The sequence below is a fragment of the Streptomyces sp. BA2 genome, assembly GCF_009769735.1.
Classification (GTDB): domain Bacteria; phylum Actinomycetota; class Actinomycetes; order Streptomycetales; family Streptomycetaceae; genus Streptomyces.
The window spans coordinates 4,402,205-4,415,031 of record NZ_WSRO01000002.1 but is presented as its reverse complement, the minus strand read 5'-3'; the positions used below and the strand labels follow the sequence as shown (position 1 = coordinate 4,415,031).

8 protein-coding genes and 1 pseudogene are annotated in these 12,827 nt (G+C 71.0%); 6 read left to right on the top strand and 3 right to left on the bottom strand.

Features of this window, described 5'->3' with window-relative positions; translation table 11 throughout:
• Positions 1-19 precede the first annotated feature (19 nt).
• Positions 20-1,435: an MFS transporter gene (locus E5671_RS22390; RefSeq protein WP_160505742.1), complete on the top strand. Its 1,416-nt coding sequence runs from the start codon at positions 20-22 to the stop codon at positions 1,433-1,435.
• Between the two features lie 122 nt (positions 1,436-1,557).
• The gene (locus E5671_RS22385; RefSeq protein ID WP_160505741.1) at positions 1,558-2,229 is read left to right on the top strand and encodes a maleylpyruvate isomerase family mycothiol-dependent enzyme; all 672 of its coding nucleotides are present in this window, start codon (positions 1,558-1,560) and stop codon (positions 2,227-2,229) included.
• Positions 2,230-2,695: 466 nt separating this feature from the next.
• On the opposite strand, the gene E5671_RS22380 is transcribed toward E5671_RS22385, so the two are convergent.
• Complete coding sequence (locus E5671_RS22380; RefSeq protein WP_160505740.1) at positions 2,696-3,676, bottom strand: hypothetical protein; 981 nt, start codon at positions 3,674-3,676, stop codon at positions 2,696-2,698.
• Between the two features lie 220 nt (positions 3,677-3,896).
• Between E5671_RS22380 and E5671_RS22375 the strand changes: the two genes are divergently transcribed.
• From E5671_RS22375 to E5671_RS22365, 3 genes are all read left to right on the top strand, one after another.
• The gene (locus E5671_RS22375) at positions 3,897-6,176 is read left to right on the top strand and encodes a heavy metal translocating P-type ATPase (protein WP_160505739.1); all 2,280 of its coding nucleotides are present in this window, start codon (positions 3,897-3,899) and stop codon (positions 6,174-6,176) included.
• A 184-nt stretch (positions 6,177-6,360) separates the two neighbouring features.
• Positions 6,361-7,050, top strand: coding sequence for a copper homeostasis protein CutC (locus E5671_RS22370; protein ID WP_160505738.1), 690 nt, complete (start codon positions 6,361-6,363; stop codon positions 7,048-7,050).
• 168 nt (positions 7,051-7,218) lie between these two features.
• On the top strand, positions 7,219-7,755 hold the full coding sequence (locus tag E5671_RS22365) for a DUF2165 domain-containing protein (RefSeq protein WP_160510347.1): 537 nt from the start codon (positions 7,219-7,221) through the stop codon (positions 7,753-7,755).
• Here the strand turns inward: E5671_RS22365 and E5671_RS22360 are convergent.
• Positions 7,752-9,794, bottom strand: coding sequence for a HelD family protein (locus E5671_RS22360; protein ID WP_336605817.1), 2,043 nt, complete (start codon positions 9,792-9,794; stop codon positions 7,752-7,754). The two genes, E5671_RS22365 and E5671_RS22360, sit on opposite strands and share 4 nt — an antisense overlap.
• 279 nt (positions 9,795-10,073) lie before the next feature.
• Between E5671_RS22360 and E5671_RS22355 the strand changes: the two are divergent.
• A pseudogene (locus E5671_RS22355) lies at positions 10,074-11,264 on the top strand (glycosyltransferase 87 family protein); the annotation flags it as partial.
• Here the strand turns inward: E5671_RS22355 and E5671_RS22350 are convergent.
• Complete coding sequence (locus E5671_RS22350) at positions 11,170-12,813, bottom strand: DNA repair helicase XPB (protein WP_160505737.1); 1,644 nt, start codon at positions 12,811-12,813, stop codon at positions 11,170-11,172. The pseudogene E5671_RS22355 and the gene E5671_RS22350 sit on opposite strands and share 95 nt — an antisense overlap.
• Positions 12,814-12,827 lie beyond the last annotated feature (14 nt).

Genomic DNA, 12,827 nt, shown 5'->3' with positions numbered 1-12,827 from the left:
CAGTGGGAGGGGAACTGTCATGTCAACCGCCAACCCCAAGCGCTGGTGGGCGCTCTTCGTGCTCGCCACCGCCCAGTTCATGGTCATCATGGACACCTCGATCATCGGGGTCGCACTCCCCGAGATGCAGAAGGACCTCGGCTTCTCGCAGGGCGAGTTGCAGTGGGTCTTCAACGCGTACGTCATCACCTTCGGCGGCCTGCTGCTGCTCGGCGGGCGCCTCTCCGACCTGCTCGGGGCGCGCAAGGTCTTCGTGTCAGGCTGGGCCGTCCTCATCGGCGGCTCCGTGCTCGCCGCCGCCGCGCAGTCCGCGACCGTCGAGGTCGTCGGCCGCGCCGTGCAGGGCGTCGGCGGCGCGCTGATCGCGCCCGCGGCCATGACCCTCCTGATGATGCTCTTCGGCCACGACCCGAAGGAGCTCGGCAAGGCGATGGCCCTCTACGGAGCCGCGGCCCCCGCGGGCGGCACGGCCGGAGTCTTCCTCGGCGGTGTCTTCACGGAGTGGCTGAGCTGGCCCTGGGTGTTCATCATCTACATCCCGATCGGCATCGCGACCCTCGCGGCGACACGGCTGCTCCCCGCGGTCGAGGGCAAGCGCGGCTCGGTCGACGTCCTCGGCGCGGTCTTCGTGACCGCTGGTCTCGCGCTGGCCGTCTTCGCGGTGGTGCGGGCGCCGGAAGCAGGCTGGGGGTCGGCCTCCACGGTCCTCCAACTGGGCGGTGCTGTCGCCCTCTTGGCGCTCTTCCTCCTCGTACAGAAGTCGGTGCGTGAGCCGCTGATGCCGCTCAAGGTGTGGCGCGTGCCGCGGCTCGGCTCCGCCAACCTGGCGATGGCGCTGCTCGGGGCCGCCTGGATCCCGATGTGGTACTTCCTCAACCTCTATCTCCAGCAGGTGATGGGGTACGGGGCGTTCGCGTCCGGCGCGGCGCTGTTGCCGATGACGGGGCTGCTCATGCTCTTCATGACGGCGGTCACCGCGCGGCTGCTCGGCCGCTTCGGCGCCAGGCCGCTGATCGGCGGTGGGCTGCTCGTGCTCGCGCTCGGCCTGGTGTGGCTGTCGCAGGTGGGTCCGACCGGTTCCTTCGTGGTGGACGTGCTGCCCGCCTCGCTGGTCGCCGCGCTCGGGATGTCCCTCGCGTACATCCCGGCGATGATGGCCGCGATGTCCGGTGCCCCGCAGGAGCAGGCGGGTCTGGCCTCGGGCATCGTCAACACCACTTACCAGGTGGGTTCGGCGCTGGGCCTGGCGGCGTTGACCGCGCTCGCGACGTCGCGGGGAGCCGGGGAGCTGGGCGATCTCCCCGCACTGACGGACGGCTTCAGCGCGGCGTTCACTGGCGCGGGGGCCTTGGCCGCGGTGGGAGGTGTGGTCACGCTGCTTGTGATGCGGAGGGAGCGGGACTCTGCTGCCGCGGAGGAGAAGGTGAACGCCTAGCGGGGTGGCCGCCGGTCGTCGGCTCCGCCGTACTCGTCCTCAAACGCCGGACGGGCTGGATCTTTCCGGCCCGTCCGTTGCCGTGCGTTGCCATGTGCGGCCGCGGACGGTTGGCTTGCACCATGACTACGACCACGCATGACGAGGCGTACGACCCCGAGCGCCCCGGACGGCTGCTCCGCACCGAACGCGACCTACTGATCCCGCTGTTGAGGGACGCCGACGACTCCGCGTATGCGATCAGGACCTGTTGTCCCGGGTGGACGGTGCGGCACGTCCTCGCACACTGCGGTGCCGCGCTGACGCGCGTCGTCGAGCGCCGTTTCGAGGAGGGCGTCTACAGCGCGGAGAGCAACGACCGCGACATCGCCGAGCGCGCCGACTGGCCCAACTCCCGCATCGTGGACGAGCTGGAGCACGGGATGACGGAGGCGGGCGCGGTCATGGTCGCGTTCAAGGGGCGGCTCGACGGCGTGGCGCTGGGGGAGTGGGTGCACGCGGGGGATGTGCGGGAGGCGTGGGGGCTGCCCGGGGCGTATGGGGGCGCGGGGCTGCCTGATGCGCTGGCCCTGCTCGGGGAGTACAGCAGGACGACGTCTGCGTTGCCGCTGCACGCGGATGTGGACGGCGTGGACGAGCCGCTTGCCCTGGGCGTGGCCGACGGCAAGCGGCCGCCGGCCCGCTACATCGGGGACGCGCCGACTCTGATCCGCCTTTACACGGGCCGCCCTCTTGCTGGGACGCGGTATGAGCTGGCGGGCGCGAAGGAATCGGAGCTGCCGATCTTCGACTGAGCCTCAGCCGCCACCGCCTCCGGGAAACGCGAAAAACCCCGCGTTGCGGGGTGGGGGGCGGGGCCGAGAGTGTGTGTCTGCGGGTGGGCGGTGGCTGGTCGCGCAGTTCCCCGCGCCCCTAGGGGTGGAGCTCACCGTGTTCGTCCGTCGGTGTGTCGTGGCTTGGCGCGCAGTTCCTCGCGCCCCTTCGGGGCGCCCCGAAGGGGCGCGAGGAACTGCGCGAGCAACCACAGCCCACCCGCGGGCGTGTGCGGCGGGGGTGCCCCGTCAGGGGCGCGGGGAACTGCGCGAGCAACCACCGCGTACCCGCAGGTGTGTACGGCGGGGGTGCCCCGTCAGGGGCGCGGGGAACTGCGCGAGCAACCACCGCGTACCCGCAGGTGTGTGCGGCGGGAGTCGTTTTGGGGGCGCGGGGAACTGCGCGAGCGGGCACGACGCGCCCGCAGTCGGCAAGGCCCCGTACCCCTCAGTGCGCGTGACCCGGGTCCGCCACCCCACCGGCGGAGCCGGCCCGCACCGTGAACGCCGCCGTCCGCACCTCCCCCTCGTGCTTGAAGTCGAGGAACAGCCGGTACGACCCCACGCTCGGCGCCGTCGCCGAGAAGGAGACGCCGGGCCCCGGCCGGGTCCTGCCGTCGCCGGGTTCGCCGGTGGGGTGCACATGGAGGTACGCGAGGTCGCCGGAGCGCAGGGCGACCAGGTGGCCGTACGAGCCGAGGTAGGGCTGGAGGTCCGTCACCGGCCTGCCGTTCTTCTCCACGTTCAGGGTCACGTCCGCCGCCTTCCCGGGCTTCAACTTCCCCTTGAGGGTGACCTCGTACCCGTCGACCGACGCCCGCGTGCCCGTCTCGGGCAGCGCCTTCGGGGCGTACTTCCCCGCCACCGCGAGGTCCGCCCCCAGCGTCAGCCCCTCCTTCGCGCCCGCGGGCTTGAAGTCGGCGAAGACGCGGTAGCCGCCCGCCTCAGGGAGCTCGACCGGCGTCGACCAGGTGCCGTCCGCCGCGCGGGTCGGGTGCAGGTGGCGGTAGGTCGTCAGGTCACGTGACGCGACGATGAGGTGCAGCTCCTTGCCGTGCTCCGTCTCGTACGCCGTGACGTTCTTGCCCCGGCCGTCCTTGCCCGCGTGGCCCGCGTCGCCCGCGCCGTCCTTGACCACCGCGAACCGCAGTTCCTCGCGCTTCCCGGCGTCGATGCGCGACGTCGCCAGATCGAGCGTGTAGCCGCGCTCGGAGATCTGCAGGCCGCCGGGCACGGTCTCCGCGTGACCCGCGCCGGCGTCCTTGCCCCCTGGCTTCTCCTTCTCGCCGCCGTCCGCGTGCCCGCCGTGCTCGCTCGCGGGCTTCTTCTCCGAGGTCACGGGGTCGACGCCCTGGCCCACTCCGTACGCGGTGCCGAAGGTCGCGGCGACGGCCGCGGCGAAGGCGGTGATCTTCAGTCCGGTGTTCATGACGGCTCCCAAGGCTCCCAAAGGACGGGTGGATGGAGGGGATCTCGGATCTCCACCTCTCCATGCCTCCGAAGATACCCCCTAGGGGTATGAAGTCAAGCCCTGGATCCGCCTCGGGTTCCTCTTGCATCCGATACCCCCTAGGGGTATAAATGGATCCCGTCGGAGGTACCCGCCCCGGGTACCCAGGATCTGCCCCCGTCGCAAGGAGTCCGCAGCCATGTCCACCACACCCGGCACCACCGAGGTGGCAGAAGTAGAACTCGCCATCGGTGGCATGACCTGCGCCTCGTGCGCCGCCCGGATCGAGAAGAAGCTCAACCGCATGGACGGCGTCGAGGCGACCGTCAACTACGCCACCGAGAAGGCCAAGGTCAGCTACCGCGGCCAGGACATCGCCGTACAGGACCTGATCGCCACCGTCGAAGCCACCGGCTACACCGCGCAGGAGCCCGCCCCGGCCCGCACGGAGGACCCGGGCGCGGACGCGGACGCGGACGAGCGGCAGGCCGACGATGAACTGCGGCCCCTTCGCGAGCGGTTGATCACCGCCGTCCTGCTCTCCCTGCCCGTCGTCGCGATGGCGATGATCCCGGCCCTGCAGTTCGAGTACTGGCAGTGGCTGTCCCTGACCCTGGCGGCGCCGGTCGTGACGTACGCGGCCTGGCCCTTCCACAAGGCCGCGTACACGAACGCGCGGCACGGCGCGGCGACGATGGACACGCTCATCTCGGTCGGCACGTCGGCCGCGTTCATCTGGTCCCTGTGGGCGCTGTTCTTCGGGACGGCCGGTACGCCCGGCATGACGCACCCCTTCGAGCTGACCATCTCCCGCACGGACGGCGCGGGGAACATCTACCTGGAGGCCGCGGCGGGCGTCACCGCCTTCATCCTGGCGGGGCGCTATTTCGAGGCCCGCTCCAAGCGCAAGGCGGGTGCCGCCCTCAAGGCGCTGCTCCAGCTGGGCGCCAAGGACGTCACCGTCATCCGTGACGGCGGACGGGAAGAGACCATCCCGGTAGGGGAGTTGAAGGTCGGCGACCGCTTCCTCGTCCGGCCCGGCGAGAAGATCGCCACCGACGGCAAGGTCGTCGAGGGCGCCTCTGCCGTCGACGCCTCCATGCTCACCGGCGAGTCCGTGCCGGTCGAGGTCGCCAAGGGCGACGCGGTCACCGGAGCCACGCTGAACGTGGGCGGACGCCTGGTCGTCGAGGCCACCCGCGTCGGCGCCGACACCCAACTCGCCCGCATGGCCAAGCTCGTCGAGGACGCGCAGAACGGCAAGGCGGCGGCCCAGCGCCTCGCCGACAAGATCTCGGCGGTCTTCGTGCCGATCGTCATCGCCCTGGCCGTCGCCACCCTCGGATTCTGGCTCGGCAACGGCTCCGGGCTCACGGCCGCCTTCACCGCCGCGGTCGCCGTACTGATCATCGCCTGCCCCTGCGCCCTGGGGCTCGCGACGCCGACCGCCCTCATGGTCGGCACCGGACGCGGCGCCCAGCTCGGCATCCTGATCAAGGGCCCGGAGGTCCTGGAGACGACCCGCAAGGTCGACACGATCGTCCTGGACAAGACCGGCACCGTCACCACCGGCAAGATGACCCTGCTCGCCACGCATGTCGCATCCAGTACGACCGAGGCCGAAGTCCTGCGCCTGGCCGGGGCGTTGGAGCACTCCTCGGAGCACCCCATCGCCCAGGCGGTGGCCATCGGCGCCGCCGAGCAGGTCGGCACGCTGCCCACCCCCGAGGACTTCGCGAACGTCGCGGGTCTCGGCGTCCAGGGCATCGTCGAGGGCCACGCGGTCCTCGTCGGCCGCGAGGCGCTGCTCGGGGAGTGGGCGATCCGGCTGCCCGTGGAGCTGGAGCGCGCGAAGGCTGAGGCCGAGGCGGCCGGACGTACGGCGATCGCGGTGGCCTGGGACGGCGAGGCGCGGGCGGTCCTTGAGGTGGCCGACGCGGTGAAGGAGACGAGCCCGGAGGCGATCAGCCGACTCCGTGACCTGGGCCTCACGCCCATCCTCCTGACCGGCGACAACAAGGCGGTCGCGGCATCGGTGGCCGCCGAGGTGGGCATCGCCCCCGAGGACGTGATCGCCGAGGTCATGCCGCAGGACAAGGTCGACGTGGTCAAGCGCCTCCAGGCGGAGGGCCGGAGCGTGGCGATGGTCGGCGACGGCGTGAACGACGCGGCCGCGCTCGCCCAGGCCGACCTGGGCCTGGCGATGGGCACGGGCACGGACGCCGCGATAGAGGCGGGCGACCTCACGCTCGTACGAGGAGACCTGCGCGCGGCGGCGGACGCCATCCGCCTCTCGCGCCGCACGCTCGGCACGATCAAGTCGAACCTGTTCTGGGCCTTCGCCTACAACGTGGGCGCGCTGCCGCTGGCCGCGGCAGGACTCCTGAACCCGATGATCGCGGGCGCCGCGATGGCGTTCTCCTCGGTCTTCGTGGTCGGCAACAGCCTGCGCCTGAGGGGCTTCAAGCCGCTGAGTTGAACGGCCGGTGGCCGCCGGCCCCAACCCTCGGCAAGATCGACGTGTACATGACTTTACGATCACCCCGGTGCGCTTGGGTCGCGCCGGGGTGATCTGCGCGTAGGCTGGGTAATTGGACTAGACCTGTGCGGGACGGCTTTGACGCCGCCCGCACCCGCGGCCCCGGACCCGAAGGAAGACATCCATGAGCAAGCGTGCAGTCCTGGAGGTGATCGCCCTCGACGCCGAGGACGCCGTCGCCGCCCAGGCCGGAGGCGCGGACCGCCTCGAGCTGGTCACCGACATGGCCGCGGACGGCCTGACCCCGTCCCGCGAGACCTTTGCCGAGATCCGCGCCGCCGTGGACATCTCCCTGCGCGTGATGCTGCGCCTTGCGGACGGCTTTGCCGCGGGCGACGTCGACGCCCTCGTACGCCGCGCGCGCGAGCTCAGGAGCGCGGGCGCCGACGAGTTCGTACTGGGCTTCCTCGACGAGACGGGCGGCCCCGACCTGGCCGCGGTGGAGGCCGTGGTGGGCGCGCTCGACGGCTGCCGCTGGACGTTCCACCGGGCCGTCGACCGGACCTCCGACCGCGACGCCCTGCGCAAGCAGCTCGCGGACCTGCCCGGCCTCGACACCTACCTCACCGCGGGCGCGGCGAGCGGCGTGGACGACGGCCTGCCCACGCTGCTCGCCGAGGCGGCGCGCTCCGGCGAGCAGGGTTACGAGCAGCAGATCCTGGTCGGCGGCGGCCTCCGCCTCGACCATCTGCCGCGGCTCAAGGCCGCGGGCGTGGACGCGTTCCACATCGGCGGAGCCTCGCGCCCCGACGGCTGGTCGGCGCCGGTGTCCGCCGAGGCCGTCGCCCGGTGGCGGGCAGCGGTGGACGCCTGATCGTCCCCCGGGCGGGACGCCTGATCGTTCTTCGTGCGGGACGCGATACAACTGGACGAAAAAGGAGGGGACTTCATGCCGACACCAGCAGATCAGACACGTCCCGCAGATCAGACACGTCCCGCAGACCAGAAGCTTTCCGCAGACCAGAAGCGTCCCGCGGACCGGATGCTCGCGGCAGGGGCGCTGCCCGTCGCCGCGACACTGCTCACCGGGACGGTGGCGCTCTACATCACACTCGTCGCGTTCGGGAACATCACCGACTTCGACACCAACCAGCAGTTCGTACGCCATGTCCTGGCGATGGACACCACCTTCAAGGACGACGACCTGATGTGGCGCGCGGTGGGTTCGACCGCGCTGCAGGACACCGCGTACGTCGGGATCATCGTCTGGGAGAGCCTGGCCGCGCTGATCCTCCTCGCGGCGACGGTCCTGTGGGCCGGGGCCCTGCGCCGCCCCCAGGGGCTGCGCAGAGCCCGACGGGCGGGCACGATCGGCCTGTTGATGATCCTCGTCCTGTTCGGGGCGGGCTTCATCGGGATCGGCGGCGAATGGTTCGCCATGTGGCAGTCGGAGGACTGGAACGGCCTGGACGCGGCCACGCGCGTCGTGACGCTCGCGGGCATAGTGCTCGTGGTCACGCACCTGCCGTCCGGCTCCAAGGAGCTCGACCAGGCGGCGAGCTCCAAGGGGCGCGCCTAGGCGGCGAGCTGCTCCGGCAGCTCGGCGGCATGCACGACGGTGAGCCCCGAGACGGCACGGGTCAGGGCGACGTAGAGCCGCCGCAGGCCGGTCCGCTCGTCGGGCTCGCCGTCGACGACGGCGGCGGGCTCGTCGAGGACCACGTAGTCGTACTCGAGTCCCTTGGCGAGGGAGGCGGGCACGAGCGTGAGCCGGGTGCCGGGGGTGGTCTCCTCGCCGGGCGAGAGGTACGTCATCCCGGCGGCGTCGAGTGCTTCGGCGAGCGCGGGGATGCGTGCGTCGGCGGCGATGAGCCCGATGGAACCTTCCTGCCGCAGTGACTCGGCGCAGGCTTCGAGGGAAGCGGCGTCGAGATCCGCCGTGCGCCGCACCACGAGCGAACCCGCCGACTCACGAACGGACTTCACCTCGGCGAGGCCCGGCGCGATGGAGGGAAGCAGCCGGGAGGCGAACGCGATGACCTCCCGAGGCACACGGAACCCCGCGGTGAGCTCCTCCACCACGGCCTCGCCCTTCCCCAGGTGCCCCAGGGCCTGTTCCCAACTCCGGGTGGCCCAGGGGGTGGTGCCCTGGGCGAGGTCGCCGAGGACGGTGGCGGACCCGGTGGTGCAGCGCCGCCCGACGGCGCGGTACTGCATGGGGGAGAGGTCCTGCGCCTCATCGAGGACGACATGCCCGAGCGAGTGGGTCCGAGCGACAAGATCGCGCGCCTCATCGATCAGCACGGCATCGGCGGCGGACCACTTGGCGGCCTTGAGACTCCGCGCGGGCTTGGCCCAGAGGATGAGCTTCTGCTCGTCCTGATCGAGAATCCCCTCGGCATGCAGGGCAAGGAAATCGGCATCGGAGAGCAGCCGCAGCACGAGCTTGGCGGGATCGACGGGCGGCCACATGGCCTTGACGGCCGCCTTCACCGCGGAGTTGCGGGCGACGGCGTCCTGCACGCGGTCGTCGGGGGCCTCGCCGGCCTGCTCCATCCGGACGAGCACAGCGTGCGCGATGCGCTGAGGCAGGGCGTCGCGGGCAGCCCCGTACCGGATGTCGCGTGCGAGCAACTCCCCGACGATCTCCTCCAGTTCGTACGCGGGAACGCGCCAGCGGCGGGACCCGCGCACCACGACGACAGGCTCATCGGGCATGCTCACGTGCGACCGCAGGGCTTTCCTCAGCACCTCGGCCATGCGTGCGTCGCCCTTGATGACGGCAGCGGCGGCGTCGTCCGTGCCCCGCACCTCCACATGGGCGACGAGGTCGTCGACGGTGGCCTGCTTGACCTCCAACTCGCCCAGGGCAGGCAGGACTTGCTCGATGTAGTGCAGGAAGGACCTGTTGGGCCCGATGACCAGGGTCCCGGTCCGGGCGAGGCGCTCGCGGTGGGCGTAGAGCAGATAGGCGACGCGGTGCAGGCCGACGGCGGTCTTCCCGGTGCCCGGACCGCCCTGGACGCACACGGATCCGCCGAGACCGCTGCGCACGATCTCGTCCTGCTCGGGCTGGATCGTGGCGACGATGTCGCGCATGGGGCCGACGCGGGGCCGCTCGATCTCCTGCTGGAGCAGTTTGCTGGTCCGCTCGACCTCGTCGGCGTCACTGAGGTGCTCGTCCTCGTACGCGGTGAGGTCGCCGCCCGTGTATCCGAACCGCCGCCGCAGGGCGATGTCCATCGGCGCCTTCTTGGAGGCGCGGTAGAAGGGCTGCGAGACCGGGGCTCGCCAGTCGATGACCATGGGGTCGCCGTCGGCGTCGTGGACGTGCCGCCGCCCGATGTAGAACTGCTCGCCATCGGCGCCTTCCGCCTGGTCGGCGCCGGGGGCGTGGAGGTAGTCGAGCCGCCCGAAGAAGAGCGGGGTGTGGGAGAGATCGGCGAGGGACTTGATCCGCTCGTCGATCTGGCTCTGCAGGACGGCGGCGTTGACCCAGTTCGCGGTGACGTCGCGGATGTCGAGCGCTTCGGCGTCCTCGCGCATGGCTCGGAGGGCCGAGCGGGAGGCGGCCAGGTGGTTCCGCTCTCGGGAGAGGGGGTCGGGGGTGGCTTGCACGGTTGCCTCCGGCGGGGGTGCTGGGTCTGGGCCCGGCCGGGCATCTTATGCCCCGCTACATGGCGGGGCCACCGGTTTTCCTCGCGGTGCCTGTGGCTCCGCGGTGTGTCCTTGCCGAACGGGCCTCTCCCACCCACCCGCCCGTTACCCCGCATCCGGCCCTGAACGAACAGGCTTTCCCGCCCACCCGCCCGTTTACCCCGTAGCGCCCCCTGAACGAACAAGCCTCTCCCGCCCACCCGTCCGTTTGCCCCGCAGCGATCCACTAAGGTCGCCGCCGTGAAGGAACCGTCTGTCAGTGGCGCGTCACGTTGCGTCAAAGCCTTGGCTTTTCTCGTCGTTTCCCTTGCCGTCCTCGCCGTCCTCTGCGTCGCCCAACGCATCCCCATGGCCGACGCCCTCGTCTACCGAGCCGAAGGCGCCGCCGTCGTGGACGGGAGCGATCTCTACGGGTTCACCGTCACCGAGTGGGAGCTGCCGGCCACGTACCCGCCCTTCGCCGCCATCCTCTTCGTACCCACCACCTGGCTCCCCCTCCCCGCCCTCAAGCTCGCCTTCGTCGTCGGCAACGTCTGCCTCCTCGCCCTTCTCATTCATCTCTCCTGCCGGCTCACCCAGCTCCCCACCCGCATCGCCCCCCTCCTCGCCTGCACCGCCCTCGCCCTCTGGCTTGAGCCCGTCTTTCAGACGATCCTCTTCGGGCAGATCAACCTCGCCCTCGCCTGCCTCATCCTCTGGGACCTCACCCGGCCCCCCGGCTCCCTCGGCAAGGGCTTCGCCATCGGTATCGCCGCCGGGCTCAAGCTCACCCCGGCCGTCTTCATCGCGTACCTCTTCCTCCGCGGGCGCGTGCGTGAAGGGTTCACCGCTGTCACCGCCCTCGTCGGCACCGTCGCCCTCGGCGCGCTGACTCTCCCCGCCGCCAGCGTCGACTTCTGGACCCACCGCGTCTTCGAGACGGGCCGCGTCGGCAAAGCGTGGATCGTCGACAATCAGTCGCTTCAGGGGCTTGTGGCCAGAGCCGCACACGATCCGCACCCCGGCCTCCTGTGGGCCGTCCCCGCCGTTCTCGTCGCCGCCGTCGGGCTGTGGCTGGCCGCCCGTACCCCCAGCGAACCCCGCGGAGTGCTCCTCACCGCCGCCACCGCGCTCCTGGTCTCGCCCATCAGCTGGTCCCACCACTGGATCTGGTGCGTACCGCTCCTGACCCTGCTCGTGGCGGAGGGCCGCCCCCGCCTGACCGCGGCGGTGGCGACCCTCTTCACGGTCCGCACCCTGTGGCTGGTCCCCCACCAGGGCGACCTGGACCTGCAACTCCCTCACTGGCAACAGCCGTTGGCCTCGCCCTACCCCCTGTTGGCCGCGGCCCTGGTCCTCAGTTGTCGGCCAGCAGCTCGTCCGCGTCCACGATCCGGTACGCGTACCCCTGCTCCGCGAGGAACCGCTGCCGGTGCGCCGCGAAGTCCTGGTCGATGGTGTCCCGGGCCACCACGGAGTAGAAGCGGGCCTCATGACCGTCAGCCTTCGGACGCAGCACGCGACCGAGCCGCTGTGCCTCCTCCTGCCGGGAGCCGAACGTCCCCGACACCTGGATCGCGACCGTAGCCTCGGGCAGGTCGATCGAGAAGTTCGCGACCTTCGAGACGACGAGGACGGAGATCTCGCCCTCCCGGAACGCGCCGAACAGCTTCTCGCGCTGCGCGTTCGTCGTCTCGCCCTTGATGACCGGCGCGTCCAAGTGCTCGCCCAGCTCGTCCAGCTGGTCGATGTACTGGCCGATGACGAGGGTCTGCTCACCGGCGTGCTTGCGCACCAGCGCTTCCGTCACCTTCCGCTTCGTGACGGTGGTGGCACAGAAGCGGTACTTCTCCTCGGCCTCGGCCGTCGCGTACGCGAGCCGCTCCGCGTCCGTCAGATTGACCCGCACCTCGACACAGTCCGCGGGCGCGATGTACCCCTGCGCCTCGATCTCCTTCCACGGAGCGTCGAACCGCTTGGGGCCGATCAACGAAAAGACGTCCGACTCGCGGCCGTCCTCCCTCACCAGCGTGGCCGTCAGACCGAGCCGCCGCCGGGCTTGGAGGTCGGCGGTGAACTTGAAGACGGGGGCGGGCAGCAGGTGCACCTCGTCGTAGACGATGAGCCCCCAGTCACGGGAGTCGAAGAGCTCCAGGTGCGGATAGACGCCCTTCCGCTTCGTCGTCAGGACCTGGTACGTGGCGATGGTGACGGGCCGGATCTCCTTCCGGGTGCCGCTGTACTCGCCGATCTCCTCCTCGGTCAGCGAGGTCCGCTTGATCAGCTCGCTCTTCCACTGCCGCGCGGAGACCGTGTTGGTCACCAGGATCAGCGTCGTCGCCTTGGCCTCGGCCATGGCACCGGCCCCGACCAGCGTCTTTCCCGCACCACACGGCAGCACGACCACACCGCTGCCGCCGTGCCAGAACCCCTCGACCGCCTGCTTCTGATATGGCCGCAGCGCCCAGCCGTCCTCCGCGAGCTCGATCCGGTGCGCCTCGCCGTCGACGTACCCGGCGAGGTCCTCGGCGGGCCAGCCCAGCTTCAGGAGGGTCTGCTTGATCTGCCCGCGCTCGGAGGGGTGCACGACGACGGTGTCCGCGTCGACCCTGTCCCCGACGAGCGGCTGCACCTTCTTGGACCGCAGGATCTCTTCCAGGACCGGCCGGTCGGTGGTGGTCAGGACCAGGCCGTGCGTGGGGTGCTTCGAGAGGGTGAGCCTGCCGTAGCGCGCCATCGTCTCGGCGATGTCCACGAGCAGCGCGTGCGGCACGGGATAGCGGGAGAACTCCACAAGGGCGTCCACGACCTGCTCGGCGTCGTGCCCCGCGGCACGGGCGTTCCACAGCCCGAGCGGCGTCACGCGGTAGGTGTGGATGTGCTCGGGAGCACGCTCCAGCTCCGCGAAGGGCGCGATGACACGGCGGCAGGCCTCGGCCTGCTCGTGGTCGACCTCGAGCAGGAGAGTCTTGTCCGACTGGACGATGAGGGGACCATTCACGCGCGCACCCTTTC